Annotated in this window: 20 protein-coding genes and 1 pseudogene; 5 read left to right on the top strand and 16 right to left on the bottom strand. The window is 68.3% G+C overall.

All coding sequences use genetic code 11. From position 1 onward, the window contains the following. Nucleotides 1-223: 223 nt before the first annotated feature. Nucleotides 224-1,234: a bifunctional lysylphosphatidylglycerol flippase/synthetase MprF gene (locus tag GAS53_RS44595; protein WP_151483521.1), complete on the top strand. Its 1,011-nt coding sequence runs from the start codon at nt 224-226 to the stop codon at nt 1,232-1,234. On the opposite strand, the gene GAS53_RS44590 is transcribed toward GAS53_RS44595, so the two are convergent. The 14 genes from GAS53_RS44590 to GAS53_RS44525 form a co-directional block, all read right to left on the bottom strand. Then, the gene (locus GAS53_RS44590; protein ID WP_151483505.1) at nt 1,221-2,054 is read right to left on the bottom strand and encodes an AfsR/SARP family transcriptional regulator; all 834 of its coding nucleotides are present in this window, start codon (nt 2,052-2,054) and stop codon (nt 1,221-1,223) included. The genes GAS53_RS44595 and GAS53_RS44590 overlap by 14 nt on opposite strands. A 526-nt stretch (nt 2,055-2,580) precedes the next feature. Next, complete coding sequence (locus tag GAS53_RS44585; protein ID WP_151483520.1) at nt 2,581-4,164, bottom strand: acyl-CoA carboxylase subunit beta; 1,584 nt, start codon at nt 4,162-4,164, stop codon at nt 2,581-2,583. A 140-nt stretch (nt 4,165-4,304) separates the two neighbouring features. Beyond that, entirely contained in the window at nt 4,305-5,174 is an 870-nt protein-coding gene (locus tag GAS53_RS44580; protein WP_151483504.1) for a thiolase family protein, read from the bottom strand. A gap of 87 nt (nt 5,175-5,261) precedes the next feature. After that, nucleotides 5,262-5,951, bottom strand: coding sequence for an SGNH/GDSL hydrolase family protein (locus GAS53_RS44575; protein WP_192583561.1), 690 nt, complete (start codon nt 5,949-5,951; stop codon nt 5,262-5,264). 36 nt (nt 5,952-5,987) lie between these two features. Then, complete coding sequence (locus GAS53_RS44570; RefSeq protein WP_151483502.1) at nt 5,988-6,401, bottom strand: hypothetical protein; 414 nt, start codon at nt 6,399-6,401, stop codon at nt 5,988-5,990. Between the two features lie 169 nt (nt 6,402-6,570). Next, entirely contained in the window at nt 6,571-6,870 is a 300-nt protein-coding gene (locus GAS53_RS44565) for an isocitrate lyase/phosphoenolpyruvate mutase family protein (protein WP_151483501.1), read from the bottom strand. Continuing rightward, nucleotides 6,867-7,382 (bottom strand): SRPBCC family protein, encoded by a 516-nt coding sequence (locus GAS53_RS44560; RefSeq protein WP_151483500.1) that lies wholly within the window; start codon nt 7,380-7,382, stop codon nt 6,867-6,869. The genes GAS53_RS44565 and GAS53_RS44560 overlap by 4 nt, the downstream gene beginning before the upstream one ends. After that, a complete protein-coding gene (locus GAS53_RS44555) occupies nt 7,379-8,842 on the bottom strand; it encodes an MFS transporter (protein ID WP_151483499.1) in 1,464 nt (487 codons plus the stop codon). Before GAS53_RS44555 ends, GAS53_RS44560 begins: the two co-directional genes overlap by 4 nt. 137 nt (nt 8,843-8,979) lie before the next feature. Then, nucleotides 8,980-9,687, bottom strand: coding sequence for an HAD family hydrolase (locus GAS53_RS44550; protein WP_151483498.1), 708 nt, complete (start codon nt 9,685-9,687; stop codon nt 8,980-8,982). Between the two features lie 7 nt (nt 9,688-9,694). Then, complete coding sequence (locus GAS53_RS44545; protein ID WP_151483497.1) at nt 9,695-10,894, bottom strand: cytochrome P450; 1,200 nt, start codon at nt 10,892-10,894, stop codon at nt 9,695-9,697. Nucleotides 10,895-10,958: 64 nt separating this feature from the next. Then, nucleotides 10,959-12,536 carry an MmgE/PrpD family protein gene (locus GAS53_RS44540; RefSeq protein WP_192583560.1) on the bottom strand — a complete coding sequence of 526 codons (1,578 nt, stop codon included), beginning with the start codon at nt 12,534-12,536 and terminating at the stop codon, nt 10,959-10,961. Then, entirely contained in the window at nt 12,533-12,850 is a 318-nt protein-coding gene (locus GAS53_RS44535) for a hypothetical protein (RefSeq protein WP_151483495.1), read from the bottom strand. The genes GAS53_RS44540 and GAS53_RS44535 overlap by 4 nt, the downstream gene beginning before the upstream one ends. Further along, entirely contained in the window at nt 12,847-14,574 is a 1,728-nt protein-coding gene (locus tag GAS53_RS44530) for a carbamoyltransferase family protein (protein ID WP_404829410.1), read from the bottom strand. The genes GAS53_RS44535 and GAS53_RS44530 overlap by 4 nt, the downstream gene beginning before the upstream one ends. A gap of 250 nt (nt 14,575-14,824) precedes the next feature. After that, on the bottom strand, nt 14,825-16,519 hold the full coding sequence (locus GAS53_RS44525) for a class I adenylate-forming enzyme family protein (RefSeq protein WP_151483493.1): 1,695 nt from the start codon (nt 16,517-16,519) through the stop codon (nt 14,825-14,827). Nucleotides 16,520-16,691: 172 nt separating this feature from the next. On the opposite strand from GAS53_RS44525, the gene GAS53_RS44520 reads away from it, so the two are divergent. From GAS53_RS44520 to GAS53_RS44505, 4 genes and pseudogenes are all read left to right on the top strand, one after another. Further along, nucleotides 16,692-17,264: a class I SAM-dependent methyltransferase gene (locus GAS53_RS44520; protein WP_151483492.1), complete on the top strand. Its 573-nt coding sequence runs from the start codon at nt 16,692-16,694 to the stop codon at nt 17,262-17,264. Between the two features lie 147 nt (nt 17,265-17,411). Next, entirely contained in the window at nt 17,412-18,095 is a 684-nt protein-coding gene (locus GAS53_RS44515; RefSeq protein WP_151483491.1) for an SGNH/GDSL hydrolase family protein, read from the top strand. 268 nt (nt 18,096-18,363) lie between these two features. Beyond that, on the top strand, nt 18,364-19,467 hold the full coding sequence (locus tag GAS53_RS44510; protein ID WP_151483490.1) for a ferritin-like domain-containing protein: 1,104 nt from the start codon (nt 18,364-18,366) through the stop codon (nt 19,465-19,467). Between the two features lie 356 nt (nt 19,468-19,823). After that, nucleotides 19,824-20,066: pseudogene (locus GAS53_RS44505) on the top strand (alcohol dehydrogenase catalytic domain-containing protein); the annotation flags it as partial. On the opposite strand, the gene GAS53_RS57145 reads toward GAS53_RS44505, so the two are convergent. Together GAS53_RS57145 and GAS53_RS57140 are read right to left on the bottom strand one after the other, a co-directional pair. Continuing rightward, nucleotides 20,062-20,829, bottom strand: a complete 768-nt coding sequence (locus GAS53_RS57145; RefSeq protein WP_225859479.1) for a transposase — start codon at nt 20,827-20,829, stop codon at nt 20,062-20,064. The pseudogene GAS53_RS44505 and the gene GAS53_RS57145 overlap by 5 nt on opposite strands. Then, nucleotides 20,747-21,244, bottom strand: coding sequence for an IS110 family transposase (locus GAS53_RS57140; RefSeq protein ID WP_225859478.1), 498 nt, complete (start codon nt 21,242-21,244; stop codon nt 20,747-20,749). The genes GAS53_RS57145 and GAS53_RS57140 overlap by 83 nt, the downstream gene beginning before the upstream one ends. Nucleotides 21,245-21,688: the final 444 nt, after the last annotated feature.

Raw genomic sequence — 21,688 nt, 5'->3', positions numbered from 1 at the left:
GAAGCTGGCGCTGTGAAATCGTACGGGACAACTGCGTACTGCCCACGCTCACTCCTTCAGTGTGCAACCGGACCAGACGGCCGCTGCAGGCCACGTCGGCGATCATTACAGGGCCGTCTGAGAGTCTGCTGAAAATCCACTGACACCGTAGCTTCAGCCGAATTCAGTGGGCCTGGAGTACATTGCCCGAAGCTTTGGTCGGTCGATGGGGAGTGTGCGACGTATGAGCCAAGTGTCAGACATACCGCGGGCGAGCGCAGAGGCCGCTCAGGCCGCACTGACGGCCATTCAGAAGTACGCGGAGAACCCTAGCGCTTTTTTGGCGCTGAACGCCGACAACGAGGTGTTCATCGGCGACGGCGGTGAACTCGTCGCATACCGGGAGGCAGGCCGATTCTTCATACAGTTCGGTGGGGTCTTCGGACCTCAGGACCGCCAGACGGCGGTTCTTCGAGAATTCAGGAAGTACGCACGCGACCGAAAGCGCACGATCGCCGGCATCCAATTGCAGCGAGCCGATGCCGAGTTGTACGCGGCAGAGGGATTCGTCCTCAACCAGGTGGGCTCCTCCTACTCGGTCCATCTCCCCGAGTTCACGTTGCGCGGCTCACGCTTCATGAAGCTGCGCAACAAGATCTCCCGGGCCAGGCGCGGCGGCCTAGACGTCCAGGAGGTCTCGTTCGCGGAGTACCGGGACAGCATCGAGAGGATCGACTCGGCCTGGCTGCGCGGAAAAGGCAGGCACGTCAAGGAGATCGAGTTCCTGGTCGGGGAGATCGGCGGCCCGGTGCAGCGGCACCGACGGCTGTTCCTGGGGAGGATCGACGGCTGCCCGGTGGCCTACATCTCCTACTCTCCCGCCCACGGATCCCGCTCCGGCTGGCTGCACGACCTCAGTCGGCGCCTGCCGGACGCCGGGCCCGGGGTGATGGAGGCCATCAACGCCACCGCGCTGGAGACCTTTTCGCGGGAAAAGGCCGAGTGGCTGCACTTCGGCTTCACGCCCTTCACCGGCCTGGACGCGTCTCATGAGCTGGCGTCGAGCAGCGCCCTGACAGGGAAGTTCCTGCGATTTCTCGCGGAAAAAGGGGAATCCGTCTACCCGGCCGCCAGCCAATTGGCGTACAAGGAGAAATGGGGCCCGCAGCTGGTACTGCCCGAGTATCTCGCCTTCGAGGGCGGAGCCAGTTTACGCGCCGTGTGGCACATTCTGCGGGTGACTAAGTCCATTTGAGCTGGCCCCGGCCGGGCAATGTCAGTTTTGCGGTGGCAGATTCCCCTCCTGAAGTACCTCGCAGCAGATTCTCCTCCTGCTGAAGTACCTCCTTGAACTTCCGCTGCATGCCCGGACCCGGGTCGATCCCCAGTTCCGCGGCGAGATTGTGCTGAACCCTTCGGTAGGCGCTGATGGCGTCCGCCTGCCGGCCGGAGCGATACAGGGCGGTCATCAACTGCTCACAGAAGCGCTCGCGCAAAGGGTGCTGCGTGAGGAGCTGTTCAAGTTCGGGAATCACCTGCTGGTGCCTGCCGAGTTTCAGGTGCGCCTCGACGAACAACTCCCGGCCGATGAGCTTGGTTTCCTCCAGTCGGGCATAGGCGATGCGGCAGATCATGCCGTTCCCCGCGTCCAGCAGAGCGGGGCCCCGCCATACGGCGAATGCCTCGGTGAGCAACTTGACGACCCGCTCAAAATCCTGGTTCATATACTGGCTCGCCACGTCTACGGCATGTGTGAACCACAGCGCGTCGACATCGGCGGGATCGACGTCAAGTAAGTACCCGGAGTGCGAAGTGCGTATGAGATCCCGGGTACTTGGCTTACCGGTCTGTTTGGCGAGAATGCGGCGCAGCCGTGCGATGTGCGACTGAAGAGAGTTCTCTGCGGTTTTCGGGAGATGATCACCCCAGAGCTCGTCCAACAGGTCGACGGCCAGCACCGGGGTGCCGGGCGTGAGAGCCAGGGCCGCCGTGATCGTTCTGAGCTTCTCTCCCGGTATATCGATCGGAACGTGCTCCTCGATCACCTGAAGCGGTCCAAGAAGCCTGATCTGCATGCGAATCCCCCGTCTCTCCGACGTGTCGGCAGCCGACGTAGTGATAAGTGCGGACCCCGATGCCGGGCGATATGCCCAAGACCATCGAACGGGCCGCGGGGCTGGCGCTCCTCCCGGCCTACTGGTAGATGAAGGCAAATGGTGGGTGAAGAAGGGGTTGCGCGCTCTCCACCAAACGCATAAAACGACAGACAGAGACACTCATTCGCCTCCAGGGAGCATAGGTGTTCACTCTTCGCGATTCAACCGCACTCCAACGATGATTTCGTCCGGAATCCAATGGACCATGGCGGGAAACACATCAACCAAATTGGGTGACCTCTCCCATCGATCTCCGGGGTGGCAGTACGGGCCCAGGTCACCTCCCTGCGGGAGGCGCGAGGCGCCGCGCCGCAAGCGACTCGCGCAACCTCGATGGCCAATATTCAGATGTCTCGATGCGTGCGATGCCAGGAGCGACATGGCAGTTGTTGTCGGACGTGACAGCGCAGAGGACAACGAACGCGACGATCAGTCGCTCATACGATCACGCCGGCGGGTTCCCGTGCTTGCGTGAAGGCAGCGGAGCATGCTTGGTGCGGAGCATCTCCAGGGAGCGGATCAGCATCGACCGCGTCTCCGCAGGATCGATGACATCATCGACCAGCCCTCGTTCCGCGGCGTAATAGGGGTGCATCAGTTCTCCCTGGTACTCCTTGATTTTCTGGGCCCGCAGGGCCTCGGGGTCCGCGGCCGCGGCGATCTCGCGCCGGTAGATCACATTCGCGGCGCCCTCGGCACCCATGACCGCGATCTCGTTGGTCGGCCAGGCCAGCGAGACGTCAGCCCCGATGGACCGGGAGTCCATCACGATGTACGCACCGCCGTAGGCCTTGCGCAGGATCAACTGGACCCGGGGAACAGTGGCGTTGCAGTAGGCGTACAGGAGCTTGGCACCGTGCCGGATGATGCCCTGGTGTTCCTGGTCCACCCCCGGCAGAAAGCCCGGCACATCGACCAGGGTGACCAAGGGAATGCTGAAGGCGTCGCAGAACTGCACGAACCGGCCGGCCTTCTCGCTCGCGTGAATGTCGAGCGCCCCTGCCATGACCGCGGGCTGATTGCCGACCACGCCGACAACATGACCGTCGAGACGGGTGAGCGCACAAATGACATTGGTGGCCCACGCCGGCTGCACCTCGAAGTACTCGCCGTCGTCGACGATTTCGGCGATCACCGCGCGCATGTCGTAGGAGCGGCCCGGGTCGGCGGGAACAAGCTCCTGGAGCCGGTCCGTTCCGCGATCGGAAGGATCGGCCGACGGCTCCCAGGGGGACGGCTCCTGGTTGTTCGAGGGCAGCAGCGTCAGCAGGAAACGGAGGTCCTCCAGGCAGGTCTCCTCGTCGTCATAGGAGAGAGACGCGACTCCTGAGGTCGCCGCGTGCACATCGGCGCCCCCGAGCTCGTCGTGCGTCACCTTGGCCCCGGTGACGGCCTGGACGACATCCGGTCCTGTGATGAACATCTGCGACGTGCCGCGCACCATGAAGACGAAATCGGTCAGTGCCGGGGAGTATGCGGCGCCGCCGGCGCACGGGCCGAGCATCACACTGATCTGTGGGATCACACCGGAGTTCTGAGTATTCCGCCGGAAGATACCGCCGTATCCGGCCAATGCCGAGACGCCTTCCTGAATCCGTGCTCCGGCACCGTCATTGAGGCTCACCAGTGGGGCTCCGGTGGCCGCGGCCAGGTCCATCAGTTTGTGGATCTTCTCCGCATGCGCCTCGCCTAGGGCCCCGCCGAAGATGCGGAAGTCATGGGCGTACACGAAGACCTTCCGGCCGTGGACCGTTCCCCATCCGGTGATTACCCCGTCCGTATGCGGCCGTTTGTCCTCCATTCCGAAGCCCGTCGCTCGGTGTCTGCGGAACGCCTCGATCTCGGTGAAGGTCCCCGAGTCGAGGAACACCTCGATGCGCTCGCGTACTGTGAGTTTTCCCTTGGCTCGCTGTGCCCGAGTCGCCCGCTCGCCGGGACCCAACTCCAGTCGTTCCCGGATTTCCCGGAGTTCGGATACTTTCCCGCTGATATCGTTGCCGTCCACGGCTTCCCCGATAGGAATTCCCATATGAATCCGTCCGACCGTCGGCAGTAATACTCGCAATCTTCCACGGCACACTGGTAGCCCGCTGAAACGCACGCTTCAGCGGGCAGACACGGGGACATGAGACATATGGCTCCGGGCCGGGGGGGCGGCGGGCACCGCCTCTAGGGCGCATCGGAACAGATGATGACCGCCTCGGCCCGATGGTCTCCCCACATCACCGCGGCGCCCATCCCCCGCCCCCGCCGTTTGAGGGTCTGTGCCAGGCGCAGCAGCATGCGTATCCCCGTGGTGTCGAAGACAGGGCGCGAGGCAGACAGGGGGCCCGTGGCGCCGTCCGGGTCCAGTGCGGGGAGCGTCTTCCTCGCTTCGACGAGGCTGAGGTCCTGCGGTGTCGCGGGCACCTCGCGGAGCGCCTGCCGAACGGCGCGGACGGCCTGCGCGTACGGCGATCCGGTGGAGCTCACGACCATGCTGTGGGCGCCCACCCCGACAAGCCAGGGCAAACCGAGGCGTTCGGCCTTGGTGCGGCGCATGAGGACGATGGCCACCGCGCAGTCGGCACGCCGTGAAAGTCCCGGTCCCTCGACCGGGTCCAGCTCCGCGGCGCTGTCACGTCGCTGGAGGATGCCGCCCATCATCGCGTCCAGCACGGCACCTTCCGTCCTCCGTCTTCTGTGCGTCCCCCGGACGGAACGAGCACCCATCGGGTCCACTCCGCCCACCACGACCACGTCCTGCTCTCCCCTGCGGATGAGCTGGTCTGCCAGCGCGACGGCGTTCAGACTGCACAGGCGGGTCCTGCTCACGGAGATCGCCGGGACCCGGTCGGGGATGCAGGACCGTTGCGCCACCTGCCGCGCCTGCTCCTGACCCGTGATCACGTAGTCCACGTCGATGGCCGAGATGCCTGCGCGATCGAGCGCGCCCTCGATGATGAGCGCCCCGAGGGAGACCGAGGAAAGAGCCCCCAACCCTCCGAAGAGGTCTGCACTGGGCGTGCACGCTCCCGCGACAATGACTGACTCGGACATGAGCGCTCACCATTCGGCCGGATCGGGATCGGAGAAAGGGCGCCGGAGATTCCGGCCCCGGCCTCACCCGGGCCGGAACCATCGCGGCTACGCGGCGGTTTCCGTCGCGTCGAGGTGTGTCACCAGGCGGTGGATGACCGCGGCGGCGACGGTCCGACCGCCGGTGTCCACACGCCGGCTGTCCCGGTCACGCGTCCCCGGCTCCGCAGCGAGGGTCCGTGCCGTCACGTCGACGTGCAACGCGCCGTGCCGCAACGCGAGTTCACGGGTGCGCTCGGAGAGAAGCCTCAGCCGCTGCTGCAGCCCGCTCCTGTGCTCCTCGGCCACCGGCGCCAACAGGCCTGGGCCGTAGGGCCCCAGGGTGATCACGTCGGCGCCGGAGTCCCGGAGCGGGCCCACGATTCTGCCCAGCTCCGCCTCGGTGGCGTCGACGTCGAAGGGTTCGTGCGCGGCCTCGTGGCCTCCGGCGACGACCGCGGCCAGGTCGCCGCGGAAGGCCAGCGCCTTGGCCAGCTGCTTGGCTCGGACCTGCGCCGCCGAGTGATCACGCCGACCCAGGTTGAGGTATGCCAGGTCCGGCCGGATCGACCTCAGCGCCTCGGCCACATGGTCCGCCCAGGGCCCGCAGCCGGAACCGCGGGGGGATCCCAGGCCCTTGGCGCCGCTGTCGCCGAGAACGATGAATCGCCGCCAGGGTGCGCAGGCGAGGGAAGTGGAGTCCTCGCTCCCGATGCCGGGATGGGAGTCGTGCTGTTCGTGGAGGGGGGTGCCGTTCACGATGATCTCCTGAAAGAAGGGAAGTCAGCAGCCCGGTCACGGGCGTTGAACGGTCCGGCCCGTGGCCTCAGCCGCCGGGGGGTCGGCGGGAGACGTGCGGGTCGGCGGCCTGTCCATGTCCTCGTGGCCCACGCCGCTGTTGAGGGATGCGCAGGCTCCCCGCTCCGGCGGCTCGGCACGCGGCCCGTCAGTCCGTAGGCGGGTTGGGGAACGTCTCCCGGTCGAGGCGCCGCATGTCTCCAGCGCGCGAAGCCCGCTCAGCGAAGGGGCGCCCGGAACCGCCATGGCGGGGAGGCCCGGCAGAGCGGCGTTGGCGAGTTTGCGCAGCTCGCCGAGCTCTAACAGGACGGGCACGAAGAGCAATTCGGCCCAGGCCGGCGCACGGGCATCAGCAGGATCGAGGACCAGGACGAACCGCTCCTCGGGGAAGCCCGAACCGGCGACGTGCATGTCCGTACGGGTGTTGAGGAACAGTTCGGGCTCGCGGCGGACGTGAGCTCACCGGTCGGCGCGCTGTGACGATACCGGTCGTCGACGCCGTGCGGCGTCGGTTCCATGCCGGGAGAATCCTCCACATGGACGCGGACAGTGTCGGTGGCCACCACGGTCACGGTTTCGGTCACCTCATCGGGGACTGGGCGCGGCCCGACCGGGTGGTGGCGGTGACGGGCAGGGGCACGGCCCGTGCGATGCGACGAACCGAGTCCACGGCCTCCGCCACCGTCAGGTGCTGCCTGTCGGCGCGGCCAGGGGCCCACGCGCAACTCGCGCTTGTCGTGGCCGCGGCCGCCTCGGTCCCGGTGGCCTGGCCCATGGCGACACAGGCCGCGTCCTCTGCATGGGGCGGCACGGGACATCGGCCGGGCCGCTGTGCGTCCCGATGGACGCATGCCTTCTCCACAGCGGACGGGGAGCTCACCGAAGATCTCCTTGCTGCTCGACGACGCGTTTGATCCTGTGCAAAGTGGTGTGCATGTTGGCCCGGTTGACGCCCGCGCGCTCCGCGGGCGGCGTCCCCGTGAAGGTCCTGCCGAGGAACTCCGCGGCCTTCGCGCCACGCCCCCGGCGCAGGTCCTCCCAGTACTCGACGAGCTCCACACCGTCCGCCCGAGGCTCCACGCGGTAGCCCCACAGAGCGATGGGCAGACCGAAGGAGGTGACGCGGAAGGCGAACTCACGGTCCCGTTCGGCGCGTACCACCCGGCAGGAGGTGAACCACACCGATCTGCTCCGGCGGTTGAACCCCACAAAGCGGTCGCCCTCACGGGGCACTGCGCGCCAGGAGAGGACGGCCCAGCACTCGGGGCTCCACCGGCCCATCCGCCGGATGCCGGCGACGGCAGCGTAGACCCGTTCGGCCCGGGCGTTCACGGTGACGCGTTCCTCAACAGCCCACTCCCGTCCGGCAGATGTCGCCTCCCACGCCGTCACAGCTCCGCCCCCTTGCCGCTGACGTTCTCAGCGACGGCGGCGGTCGCCGCCGCGGCAGCCTGTCCGGTCTCCGGCTTCGGGCGGCTCCGGCGCTGGGAGAAGCCGAGGCCGAGCAGGCCCGCGACAGCCGCCGTGGCGCAGCTGAAGAACACCACATGGCTGTACGGGGCGGGCTCGGAGGAGGTCTGGGCGGGCAGGATCGCGGCCAGTGCCGCGATACCGAGGGCGCCGCCGATCTGCCGCACCGCCATGTTGAGGCCGGTGGCACCGGCGAAGTCCGCCGGCTCCACGGACAGGGCCGCCGCGCTGGACACCCCGGTGCTGACAGCACCGATCCCGGCACCGGCCAGCAGTCCGACCGGGATCCACATGCTCCACAGGGCGGCCTGCGAGGAGAGCGTCAGGCTGAGCCACAGTCCGGCCGCCACCAGCGTCATCGCGCCGCAGAACACCACCAGATGCGGGCTGCGCCTGCTCAGGGACCGTCCGACCAGTGCCGCGACCACCGCGGACAGCAGCGCCCCCGGGCTCATGGACAGGCCGGCCGAGATCCGCGAGTACTGCCAGACATCCACCAGGAAGAGCGCCCCGACCAGGAGCCAGGCGTACAGCGCCGCGCCGAAGAAGAAGGAGACGATATTGGCCAGGGCGAAGACCCTGCTGCGCCATAGCCTGGTCTGCAGGGCGGGACGGGGGTGGCGCTGTGCCCGCACCAGTGCCAGCGCCAGTAGGACGAGGCCGCCGACGAGACACCCGAGCACGCGGACGTCGTCCCAGGTCCACTCCTGCCCCTGGGTGATGCCGAGCACGACGAGCCCGGTGCCCGCCGCGAGGAGCACCGTGCCGAGCACATCAGGAAGGCCCTGCCCGGTCCGTGTCGATCCGCGCACCGCCCTGATCCCGACGAGCAGCGCTATGCCGAGAGGGACGTTGATGAAGAACACGGAGCGCCAGCCGACGGCATCGATGAGGATCCCGCCGAGGCTCGGCCCGGCCGCCGCCGCAGCGGACGCGGCGGCGCTCCACAGCCCGATCGCGGCCCCCCTGCGCTGCGGCGCCACATCGGCGAGGACCACGGCGAGGGACGCCGGAATCATGGCCGCCGCCCCTAGGCCCTGCAGGGCGCGGGCGACCAGCAGCGTGGGGAGGTTCGGTGCCACGGCGCACAGCAGCGAGGTGACGGTGAACAGGCCCATGCCGACGACGTAGAGCCGGCGTCGCCCCACCACGTCCGCGAGACGTCCCGCGGGGGCGAGGAACGAGGCGAACACGATGGCGTACAGCGAGATGACCCAGGTCAGATCGGTCACAGAGGCGCCGGGGAAGCTGTCATGCATGTCCGTCACCGCGAGATTCGCCACGGTGGCGTCAAGGATCGAAAGGAAGATGGCGCCCGCCGCGAGCGTCATCACCACCGGGTAATTCGGCTGCCCGGCAACCGAATCCGGGTTCCGGCCCATGAGTCTTCAACCCTTCGTCGAACCGATGGACGGCCTTCACCCTCGCAAGGTTCGGGGCCGTGCGCTGGCAGGATTTCGACAAGGTCACCGGGGTGCGGCAGGACGGCCGGAAACCGCCCGCACCCCGGCCGCGCGGGTCAGGAAGGGGCGGCCCCGGGCAGCCGCCGCCACCCGCCCTCCTCGGCGTGCCGGGCCAGGACCGGGTCCGTGCCCACCGCCACGGGATGGCCCACGGCGCGCAGCATCGCCAGGTCGGAGGCGTGGTCACCGTACGCATGACAGCGATCCCCGGAGATCCCGCGCTCCAGGAGCAGGGCGCGCACCGCGGCGGCCTTCTCCTCACCGATCATCGTGGCATCGAGCCTGCCGGTATGGACGCCGGCGACCGTCTCGGGCCGCGCGGAGAGCACCATGTCGACGCCGAGCCGCTCCGCGATGGGGTCCAGGCACGGAGCGAAGGATCCCGAGACAAGTACGACCGTCTCGCCCGTGCGCCGGTGCTCCCGCAGCGCCGCCACGCTGTCCCTCAGAAACAGGCCTCCGGCGCGCAGTTCGGCGGCGAACCAGGCACGGCCCTGGACAGCGAGCTCCCGGTCGTCGCAGCCCGCGTAGTGGCGATAGTAGGCGCGCGCCACATCAGCCCGGGGCGCACCGCGCTCCGCGAGAGCCCGCAACCCGCGCACCGCGTCGTCGAGGGCGGAGCGCGGCCGGCCCGAGACCTGGAAGTGGTGGCGCAGGAAGCGGGACATGCTGTTGACCGAGATCAGCGTCTCGTCGACGTCGAAGAACGCGACCGCGGGCGCAGACGGGAACGGAGACGAGGACCTGGACGGGGACGGGGACATCGCGCGATCAGTCCCAGGCGACGGGAAGCTCTTCCCAGCCCCCGAGGGCGGCGAAGTCCTTCCAGCGCAACTGTTCCGTCGGCACCGCCAGCCGCAGTCGGGGGAACCGGTCGAACAGGGCGCGGAGGCTGATGGCCAGTTCGGCCCGGGCGAGACCCGCGCCGATGCAGAAGTGCGGGCCCTGCCCGAAGGCCACCTGGGTGCGGTTCTCCCGCTGGATCACGCAGCGGTCGGGATCGGGGTAGACCTCGGGGTCACGGCTGGCGGTGCCGACCGAGGCGAGGACGGCCGAACCCTCGGGGATGACCGTGCCGCCCACCTTCACGTCGCTCGTCGTGATCCGGATGGAGGTCCCGCCGCCGGGGCCGTTGAGTCGCACCACCTCTTCGACGGCATCGGGGTAGAGCGTGGGATCCTCACGCAGCAACGCGAGCTGGTCAGGGTTGCCGAGCAGGGTCGCCGTCCCGCCGCAGAGCACCGTCACTGTGGTGTCGTGCCCCGCGAGCAGCAGCAGCGCGCCCAGGCCGACGATCTCGGACTCGGACGGCTCGCCCTCCTCGTCGTGAATCCGCACCAGGGCACTGATCAGGTCATCGCCGGGTTCCTCGCGCCGGAGGCCGATCAGCCGGGCGAAGTAGGCCCGCATGTCCTCGTTGGCCTGGTTGATCTCCTCGGGCGGGTACTTGGTGAGCGACATGAACCGGTCCGACCAGGCCCCGAACTTGTCGTAGTCCTCGAACGGCACGCCGAGGGTGCGGCAGATGACGCGCAGCGCCAGCGGGCGCGCATACACCTCGGCGAGATCACCCTCGGGCGGACCGGCCTCCATGGCGTCGAGCAGCTCCGTCGCGACCTCCTCGATGTACGGCCGCAGCCGCTCCACGCGCTGCGGGCTGAAGGCCCGGTTGGCGAGCTTGCGGAGCCGGGTGTGCCGCGGGGGATCCATGGTGAGCATGCTGTTCGGGTCGGGCTCGACCACCTGCGCGCGGGCGGCGCCGGGGCGGAACAGTGCCTCCCTGCTGAATCGCCGGTCCGACAGCGCGGTCCGTACATCCTCGTGGCGGGCCACGAACCAGGCGGGGTCGCCGGTGGCGAGAGTGATCGGGCACACCGGCTCCTCGCGCAACGCTTGGGCGTACTCGTCGGGCGGCACGAGCGGGTCGGTCCGCTTCGTCGGATAGGTGAACCTGGGCGCGTGATCGGACATCGTGCAGTACCCCTTTCTTTCGACTCCCGCGTCCTGTGCGGGAGTCGGGCGTTGTGTGGGACGCTCAAGCGCCGTGCGGCAGGCCGGACTCGAGCAGTGGATCGAAGGTGGGCGGCGATTCGGACGTGGGCAGCGGTTCGGACAGCGCTCTGCTCACGAGAGCGTCGACCTGTCGTGCGTCCAGCGAGGCGAGACGTTCCAGGCCGTCCATCACCTCGGCGGAGGTTCCGGACAACGCGAGCTTGTCCCGGACGAGTTCGCGGTGCGTGTCCCTGGTCTCGGGTCCGGCTGCTCCTCTCGGCCGCCGGCACGAGGCGGTGACCACCCGGCCGTCGCGCAAGGTAACCCGCAGTCGGGCGCCCACCGCCTTGTCGGCCTCCTGGAACGTGGCGCTCGGCGGTCCCCCAACGTCGGCGGCCGCTGCCGCGCCCTCGCCCATGAAGTCCGCGAGCCACTGTCTGCCGCCTTCTCCGGCCTGGCGCAGGGCCTCGCCCAATGGGGCGGTCGCGCGCAGGACTTCGCGGCTCAGCCCGGCGTCGTACTCCAGTCGCACCCGGTCCGCGAGGGACCAGCGAAGGGGGTCCGCGGTCGCCGGTTCGGCGAGGTCGGCAGGGACGACAGACCCGGTGGTCAGGGCGGTCGCCACGTTGTAGGCGACGGAGACGTTGAGCGCCATGATCGCCGAACGCTCGCGGTTGATGTACGGGGCACCCTCCTGGTCCATGGCGATGGTCAGCCGAGCCGCCGAGACCACGATCTCCTCGATGTCGCGGATGTCTTCCCGGGAGAGACGGGCATGCAGTTGTGCGGCGCAGTCGACGGCCCCATCCACGTACGCGCCGGCCGGGTGGATCTTGAAGGTCAGTGTCTCGGTGTGCCAGCGCGTGCCGAGTCCGGCCGTGACCGCCTCCGGCGACGGCACGTGGGAGAACTTGGCCAGCAGGCCGCCCGGGTGCTCCAGGATGTCGTCCGCGCCCCGCAGCCCCGCGGCCGCCGCGTCGCAGGCATCCAGCGCGGTCCGCACCGGAGTCGCCGCCGAGAGGACCTTGGCCTCGCTTCCGAGGAGCGCCCGCCGCAGCGGCCACGGCGGCATCGCGAGGGCCAGCCCCCAGGCGTCCGTCCACAGCTCGGCCGGGGCGCCCGCGCCGTGCAGCCGGGCCGCCACGGCGCCCATGAGCTGGGTGTATGAGGTCCCCTGACCGCGCAGCGGACCCAGCACACCGGCGGCGGTGACCCGGGCGGCGCACTCGTTCGCGGCGACGACCGCCGTCAACAGGGCACGCCCATCCAGCCGTTGGTCCCGCCGGAAGGCCAGCGGGACCCCCACGGAGGCGTGCGTGACATGGCCCGCGTACATGCTGTCCTCGTAGTAGAGGCACGAGGACAGCGCGGCCATCACCTGCGCAGCCCGGCAGGGGTCATGCGCGAGCGGTGTGCCGAAGGCCCGCACCAGCTTGCGCCCCAGGGGGTGTCCCAGGCTCGACCGCACCACCGCGAGATGCGACATGACCTGGCTGGTCGCATACTCCTCGATCCGTTCGGGCAGGTCCGGATGGCGCAGGCTCGCGGCCCACTCGGCGAGCCGCCGGGTGAGGGAGGCACCGGGGTCCTGGCCTCGGCCCGCCGTGCCCGTCGCGTTCACGCCTCGCGCCAAGGGAGGCCGCGCCGCCTGTCCTCGATGGACCTGACCGCGCAGGTGGCCGCAAGGACCGAGGCGCGGGCGGCGGCCAGTGCCTCGCGCGCCTGCCGGCCCAGTCCCTCGTCGTCCGGTGCCCGCCTGGCCCGCTCAGCCATCGCCGAGAGCTGCAGCGCACACTCGACGGAGGCGATGCACGCCTCTTCCAGCGGTGCCTCGCGGCCGGTTCCGCAGGTGAGCCTGGACAGCGCCGCTTCCAGCAGCACGCCGACCGACTGACGGTCCATCTGCCCCGGCTGCGCCATGTCGACGTCCGTCATTTCTTGACGACCAGGAAACGCCCGAGGACCAGACAGTCGATCTCGGTGTGGAGGAAGCAGCCGAGTGCGTCGGTCGGCGAGCAGACGATCGGCTCACCGGCGACGTTGAACGACGTGTTCACCAGACACGGCACCCCGGTCAACTCCGTGAAGTTGCGGAGCAGTTCGGCCAGCTTCGGGTTCGACTCCGCAGTGACGGTCTGCGCCCTGGAGGTGCCGTCCACGTGCATGGCGCCGGGAATGACGTCGTGGAACTCGGGCCGCACCGGGAAGACGAACGTCATGTACGGCGATGACGCCTTCTTGCCCATCTCGAAGACCCGCTCCGCCTCGGACTCCAGGACGACCGGAGCGAAGGGACGGAACGGCTCCCGGTGCTTAACCCGGATATTGATGATGTCCTTGATGTCGGCGAACCCGGGGTTCGCGAGGATGCTGCGATTGCCCAGGGCTCGCGGGCCGTACTCGGCGCGACCTTGGAACCAGCCGACGACGGTCTTCTCGCTGAGCAGCTTGGCGGTCTGCTCGGCCACCGCCTCCTCGTCGAGCTCGGTCCACTCGACCCGGTCGGCGTGCTCGTGCAGCGCGCGGAGCATCTGCCCGTCGTCGTACGAAGGGCCAAGATACGGGGTGGCGGGAATCGGGCGGGATCGCCCCTTGAGCCTGCCCGCGTAGACGGCGGCGCCGATGGCCACGCCCGGGTCGCTCGCGCCGAAGCTGACGTGGATGTCGGTGAAGCGGGAGTTCTCCAGGAGCTTGGCGTTGTTGACGCAGTTGAGGGCGAGGCCGCCCTCGTAGATCATCCGAGTCAGATCGGTGTCGGCCTCCAGGGCGCGCAGTTGGTGCGCGGTGACCACCTCGACCATCTGCTGCGCGGCGGCGGCCACCGTGGCGCGGAACTCCGTCTCCTCACGGCGTCGTTCGTCGCCGCCGAAGAGCCGGTCCAGGAGAGGGTAGTAGCCGCGGGTGCCACTGGGGTCGTTGGCGAGAGCGAGGGTGTAGCGGCCGTCCTCGTGCAGTTCGACCACGTGTCGGAGGAGAGGGTTGTCCGACGGGGGCGGGGCGAAGGCCGCCAGTCCCATCACCTTGTACTCGTCATTGTTGGGCATGAAGCCGAGATAGCGGGTGATCTCCCCGAAGAGCAGGGCGAGGGAGTGGTTGACACTGATGGCCGACTTCTCGAAGAGCCGAACCTCCCCGTCCCGCACCTCGCCCATGACGGAGGAGAGCCGCTCGGCGCGGCCGTCGCTCACCATGAACGCCGCGTCCCGCTCCCCGGACAGGTAGTAGCCGCACATCAGATGGGCCAAGTGGTGCGGCACGGGGACGAGCTTCTCCGCCGGCAGGTCGTAGCCGGTCCGCTGCTTGAAGTCGGCGTGCAGTGCCTCCTTGCTGACCAGCCCTCCATAGAGCTCACCGAACCGCCTGAGCCGGTCGAACTTCTGCTCGACGGGCAAGCCACTGCCGCTGATGTCCTGGATCATCGCATTCACGACATCGGAGGAGAACGACCAAGGGAACGCGATGGCGTCGACCTGGTCCAGGCGCACATCGGCGATGTTGAGGCACCACCGCAGGGAGTTCGCCGGAAAGTCGGAGGTCTTCTTCTCCCGGTTCAGCCGCTCCTCCTCGACGGCGGCCACCAACTCCCCGTCCACGGACAGCGCGACGGCCGCGTCGTGACCCAGGATGCTGTGCCGGTCGATCCCGGTCGCTCCATACAGCCGCCCGAATGTGTCGGCACCATTGGTAAAGCCGTTGTAGCCAAGGACAATCACACCGGGCTCCTTAGATGACGGGGTGACGCACCATCAGTGCGACGGGGTACTACCTCGGGCTCATCGTTCAACTTCCGGCTGGAACGGCTCTGAGATTCAACTGAGACGGGTACCTCAGCCATCGGCGTGGCCGCGCACGCCTCGGGCCACCGGGGCGAGCCCATGGGTCGCCGGGCCGGGGCCATCGGCCATGGCGTCAGGTCCACTGGCCGTAGCCAATTCCCGACGTGCCCGCGATCAGCTGCTCGCGGAGCATCACGCGGCGCACCTTCCAGGTCGCGGTGCGGGGGAATTCGTCCCAGCGGATCTGGAGGGGCTCGGCCAGCTCCGGCAGTCCGGCCGTGGCGGTACGCCACTCGGCCGGGTCGACGGGGACGTCGTGCCGCGTGCTGTACACGGGCTGCGGGAGGCCGTCTTGGACGGACAGCACAATGACTTCCGTCGTGCTGGGCAGACGGTCCAGGAGTACGTCCTCGATCTCCAGGGCGCTGGCACCGGGAATGCGGTCCACCTCGCGGTCGATGAGGCGCACCGCGCCCCAGCGGTTGATAACCGCCATGTCTCCCAGGTTCCACCAGTCGCCCTGGCGTTTGAGGTCATGGCGTGCGCGCTCCCCGACGTAGGTGAGGCAGCGGCCGGGAGCGGAGAACTGGATCAGCCCCACCTCGCCGTGCGGCACCGCCGCGCCCGTCGCCGGGTCCACGGCGCGCAGCCTGCCGAACCCGGGCACCGGCCATCCCAGCATCTGGGTGGGGGGAGGCCGGTGGCCACGACGTCGCACGGACCTGCGGATGTAGGGCCGGATCGCCACGGCGCCCGCCTCGGTCTGGCTCCACGACTGGACCCACACCGGGAACCTGCGGCTGGTGGCCGCCAGAAAGGCGCGGATCGTCCGGGTGTGTATCGCGTCGAAGGAGTTCACGAACACGCGCACCCTGCGGAACGGCTTGCCGGGGTCCCTGGCGAGGTCCTCCCACGCGAGAAAGGCGTTGGGCAGGGTCTCCACGAGGGTGGGGGCGTGCTGCACCAACAACTCACGCAGCCTGGGACCCTGAGGGTCCGACAGCATCAGAAGTTTCGGCCCCACCGTGGTCAGCGGCAGCAGACCGGTGATCACCCGCTGGTGCGAGTACGGCTGGCAGAAGGCCACGGTGTCGTCCACGCGCAGCCGGAACACCGGCCACCGCTCGGCTTCCACCAGCCCCAGGGAGTAGAGGGAGGCGGCCGAGTGCAGCACCAGCTTGGGCACACCGGTGGTGCCCGAGGTGTGGGTTATGACCATGGGCTCGTCGTACGCCCGCAGCCGCCTCGCGGGCGCGGGCCCGCCCCGCAGTCCGCCAAAGTCGAGCACATCAGGACGGTCGGCGGGTGCACCGTCGACGCACGCGGCCCGCTCGGCCAGCTTGGCGACGGTCCCCGTGTCGAGCCCCATCGCGTCCAGGGCCCGGCGGTCGGTCACCACGTAAGGGCGCTCCAGGCGTTCGAGGAGCACGGCGAGCGTGTCCGGCGCGTGGTTGTCGGAGATCAGTGCCGGTACGGCACCGATGCGCGCCGCGGCGGAGGCCAGCAGCGAGATATCCAGATGGTTGCGCTTCACGACGGCGACGCGGTCCCACTCCCGTACGCCCATGGCGTACAGCCGTCCCGCCAAGTCGTCCACCAGCGCGGCCCACTCGGGGTAGGTGCGCTCCAGCGGCCCTTCCGGGTCGACGTCCGGAGCCCGATCGACGATCACGCGCTGCCCGGGGTGGTTTCGCGCTGCCAGGTGCCACACCTCTCCGATACGTCCGGTGGCGGGCACCCGGGAGAAGGGCCAGAGGCTGCGCCGGAAGCGGGTGGGCGCGTAGTCGGTGAGGAAGCCGGGACGGGAGTCTGTCGTGTGGGTGGTCATGCGCGTCCCCAGAGGTCTGTGGCCGGATACGGCCGGGTGGTGACGCACTGGGCCCGTCGGATGAGCCCGGCGTCGACGTGCCGGACCCACGGGACCGTAGGGCAGCGCGCTGAGATTGCGCTGGCGCGCCGATGTCAGCGGGCGACAGTGCGCCCGGCGTTAGCGTCGGCGCATGCCAATGAACAAGGCACACCGCGCGCTGTGCAGTTCACGGATGTGGGCCAGGTGCACGGAGCGGCAGATCCTGCCTTGGGCGCTCGAGGGCGTCGAGCTCGGCGAGAGCGTTCTCGAACTGGGCCCCGGGTACGGCGCCAACCTCCGCGCCCTCGTCGAACGCGTCCCCAAGCTCACTGCGCTGGAGATCGATGGGGAGACAGCGGTGCGGCTCGAACGGTATTGGGGCGGTCGGGCGCGCATCCTGCAGGGGGACGCCTCCGCGATGCCGCTGCCCGACGGCGGCTTCTCCGCCGTGGTGTGCTTCACGATGCTGCATCACGTGCCGACCAGCACGCTCCAGGACCGGCTGCTCGCCGAGGCGTTCCGGGTGCTGCGGCCGGGTGGTGTGTTCGCCGGCAGTGACAGCCAACTGACGCTGCCGTTCCGGCTGTTGCACCTCGGCGACACCATGAACGTCGTCGGCCCCGAAGGTTTCAGGGAGCGGCTGACCGCCGCCGGGTTCGACCACGCCGTCGTGGAACGGGACCGCCGCGGCCACAGCATCCGCTTCCGCGCCCGCAAGGGGTAGAGAGAGCGGCGGGCGAGGGACAGCGCCGCGAGGCCTGCGCCGCCAGGGACGCGGCACAGCGATGATGTCGCTTTTCCGCCAGCGGGGCGCGGTTGTCGGGTGCCACTGTTGATCGGTAGGACACAGGGCTCACGGGAGGACTTGGACGTGGAAACGGTCGACGTGACGGAGTACAACGACCCTCATGTGATGTCACCGGCCGAGGGAGCGGCGATGCTTCGGGGGGCCCCTTGGTCCCGGATGGTGATCGTCGGTGACAGCGTCGCCCAGGGCATCAGCGAGCCGCGCCGCGGCTACCGCTCCGAGCCCTGGTCGAGCCTGGTGATCGCCGCCCTCCGCGAGGTACGGCCGGACCTGGTACACCTCAACCTGGGACAGCGCGACCTGGTGACCTCGCAGGTACGCGAGAGCCAGCTGCAGCCCGCGCTGGACTTCAAGCCCGACCTGGTGATCGCGCTGTGCGGAGGCAACGACGGCCTGCGCAAGGTCTTCGACCCGGACGCCGCGGAGCGCGAACTCAAAGCCCTCTTCACGCCGCTGCGCGAAGTCGGCGGCACGCTGGTGACCTCCGGCTTCTTCGACATCATCGGCAACCCGCACTTCGACGCGCGGTACCGGGACGTGGCCCGTGAGCGCCTCGCAGTACTGTCGCAGCGAATGCGGTCGGTGTCGGAGCGCCTGGACGCCGTCTACGTCGACATGCAGAGCCACCCGACGGGGCGCGAAGAGTCGGTCTGGAGCACCGACGGCATCCATCTCAACGCCCGAGGCCAGGCCGTCCTCGGCACCGAGATCATCCGTGCCCTGGGCGCACGGCTGAACAAAGCCTGAGCGGCCGGAGACGTCGGGCCGCCCCATCGCTACGCCTGCGGGCAGCGTTGGTTGGCGGGTCCATGCACACGATTCGGGCCTGTCCCAGAGCCATACACATCCTGTCGCTCGGGGCCGAGCAAGCGCTGGCGAAGAACCCTGACGGCTGAGACCGGTGCTGGCCATCCAGCCCGATGACTATCGACCTCTCGTCATGGCCGCCCCTTACCAGTACGGCGCCCGCGCACCACGAGATGCAGATGATCACTCGGCCGAGGGAGGCCACTCCGTGAGTTCATACGAGCTTTACTCCGTCCCAGTCTCTACTGATACCTGGAATGTACCGATGGCAGGGGCGGCTCGTCTCTCCTGGGATTATGACGGAGGTCGGGACCGGCTGCTTGCGTTGTACCAAAAAGGCAAGGACAAGCAGTGGGACGCCCAGAAACGTATCGACTGGGGGAAGGAGGTCGATCCTCTCGACGTTGCCGGATTGCCTGCGGAGTTCAAGCCATTATTCGGATCTGACATCTGGAACAAGATGTCGCAGAAGGACCGCGACGAGATTGACCGACATCACGGTTCCTGGCTGTTCAGCCAGTTCCTCCACGGCGAGCAAGGAGCGCTGACCGTCTCCGCCAGGATCGTGGAGTCGGTGCCGGACCAGGACTCCAAGTTCTATGCCGCAACTCAAGTAATGGACGAGGCGCGGCACATGGAGCTCTTCAGTCGCTTCGTGCACGAGAAGATCGGAATGTACTATCCGATCAATCAGGACCTGGCAAAGCTGCTGGCCGAGTCGCTGGCGGACAGCCGCTGGGACCTTCCCTACCTCGGCATGCAAGTACTGATTGAGGGACTGGCGCTGGCGGCCTTCGGGCTCTATCGGGACATGGCCACCACGCCGCTTGTCAAGCAACTCCTCGCCTATGTGATGCAGGACGAAGCTCGACACGTGGCATTCGGGCGGCTGGCGCTCAAGGATTACTATTCCGAGCTGACCAGCAAGGAGAAAGCCGAGCGGGAGGAGTTCGTGATCGAAGGCTCTTACCTGATGCGCGACAGGTTCACTGGACGCGAGATCTTCGAAACGCTGGACTTGCCGCTCGACGAGTGCATGAGGCACGTAGACAGTTCAGAGCTCATCACTCTCTATCGGTCACTCCTCTTTGGCCGAATCGTTCCCATCATCCGGGATATCGGATTATGGAGCGACAGGGTAAAATCCGCCTATTCGGATATGGGGGTACTGGACCACGCCAAGGCGGACCTGGTTTCCCTGATGCGGCAGGATGAAGGAATTGCCGAGCAGTACGATGTGGAGCGTGCCGTTGCCGAACTGAGCACCCGAAAAGCAGAAGTGGACGAAGTTGTCGAGCTCGGTTCTGAATAGGCAGAATGCGTGCTCTCAGTCAGGCATCTATAGGCTCGCGTTTCCGGTGTCCTGGTGCCACGCTCTGCCCTGCGACTCTTGAGACCATCTCAGCCCAAGGCGGTTTCAAAGTCCAGGTGATGTCGTGAGCACCAGTCCAGCGGGGCACCAAGCTGGGCCGCTTCCTGCGCGCCCTCCGCGCTCGGGTGACCCCCGCCGAGGTCGGCCAGCTGGCCGACACGGGACTACGCTGCACACCCGGGCTGCGCCGCGACTGCCGCAGCGACCTGTGGTCCTACGGCTCCCTGCCCTGCCGGCCGGCGAGCACGGCCAGCGCATGGGGCAGAGTTCCTCGGTGTCGTCGAGTCGCAGCCGTGCTGTACGGCTCCCGGGACGTCCGGATCGAGGATAGTCCCGACCCGAAAGTCCAGCAGCCCACCGACGCCGTGGTGCGCGCCGTCCTGTCGTGCGTGTGCGGCAGCGACCTGTGACCGTACAAGCCGATGCCCGCCACCGGGACCGGCCGCCCCATGGGACACGAGTTCCTCGGCGTGGTGGAGGCGACCGGCACACACGTCACCTCCGTCAAGCCGGGAGACCTGGTCGTCACGCAGTTCAGCCCGCGGCGGGCGCCCACGCTGTGAGGTACCGGCGAACGGGCAGTGGCTCGAGGGTGACGACGCACTCCACGTAATGCGTCACAGCCCCTATGAGCGGGGTGCCGACTGTAGCTGTTTGACCAGGTGGAAGACCTCGCGTGCCGCGTAGCCCAATGAGGCAACGGACGATTTCACGCCGGGTCTTTCCCTCCTTGATGCGGCGCTCGTAGTAGCCCTGAGTGCGCGGGTCGACCCGCAGACGAGTGAATACGATGCGGTGGAGCGCGGCGTTGGCCTGACGGTCGCCACCACGGTTGAGACGACGGAACTGCCGGCGTCCCGAGGAACGCTCGACAGGACTGACCCCGCACAGCGCAGCGAAAGACGCCTCGCTGTCCAGGCGTTCCGGATTGTCCCCCACCGTGATCAGCAGAGCGACGGCCGTGTCCGGACCAACCCCCACCACCTCGAGCAGCTGCGGGGCATGACATTCCACGAGCCGGGCCAGACGAGCGTCCACATCCCGGATCTGCTCGGAGAGCTGTCCGATCCGGCGCGCCAGCAGACCCAGCGTGATCCGAGTGGCCTGCAGCGCCGACTCCTTGCCAACCTCCTCACGACTGCTCACGTCAGCGAACCGCGCGCAGGTACGGAAGAGTTCGGCATTGCCCAGTCCGGCTAGCTCTTCCCGCAAGGCGGGGTCAGCGGTAATGAGGACGGACTTGAGCTGGTTGATGGCCTGGGTGCGGGCTTTGACTGCCGACGCCTTCGTGAGTTTGTACATTCTCGCGATCTGCACCGGCCCGTCGCCCGCTCAACACGGCTCGCGCCGCGTTCTGGGCATCGAGCGGATCCGACTTGCCGCGCCGACGACGATCAGCCCGGTCCATCCAATTCACATCAAACACGTCGATGCCCTGGGCCAGCAGATAGCGCGACAGCGACGCCCCAAAGGAACCGGTCCCCTCCACCCCGGCCCGCCGCACGGCCCCCAACTTCCTGGCCCACTTCAGCAAGTCGCGGTATCCGGCCGCGGTAGCCGGGAACTCGTCGGTGGCCAGCACGGTCCCCATCACGGACAGCACCGCAGCCACGTGGGCATCCCGATGCGTGTCCACTCCCAGCACCACCTCCCCCGCAGGGCGACGGCGGCGAGCCTGCGGAGCAGGCGGCGTACTGGGCATGGTCGAACTGGACATGCCCGCTCCCCTTCCGGTCCGATGCCGCGTCGCGCTGCCGGTACCGGGCAGCAGCAGGCGGTCAGAATCGTGAGGACGCCACAGCGATCGGCAGGCCCCTATCGGGACACGCCCCGCCGGCCCGGCACCGGCAACGCACCATCCCCGGCCAACGGCCGACGCTGTGACACCAGGACACTTCGGTCAGAGAAATCATGAGTCAGACCCCGAACCTGGGACAGCACCCGCCCATCCTCCCGCCCCCATCTCATCTCCGCTCCGGGGCCGCAGAACATGCTCAATCCCCGTCACGCAACACCCAGAACTTGCTCCCAGCCGACCACAACAGCGCACGAGACAAACTGCGCGTCTAGGGGCAATGCCGTGACTCTGTTGGCGATCTTGCCGGGGTCAGTTGAGGGCGGTACAGAGGGCGCGGAAGTGGCTGGGTGCCCGTCGGGGACG

Source organism: Streptomyces albicerus (genome assembly GCF_008905045.1).
In the GTDB taxonomy this organism is placed as follows: domain Bacteria; phylum Actinomycetota; class Actinomycetes; order Streptomycetales; family Streptomycetaceae; genus Streptomyces; species Streptomyces albicerus.
The sequence above is the reverse complement of the archived record's forward strand: the minus strand, read 5'-3'. Positions and strand labels throughout refer to the sequence as shown.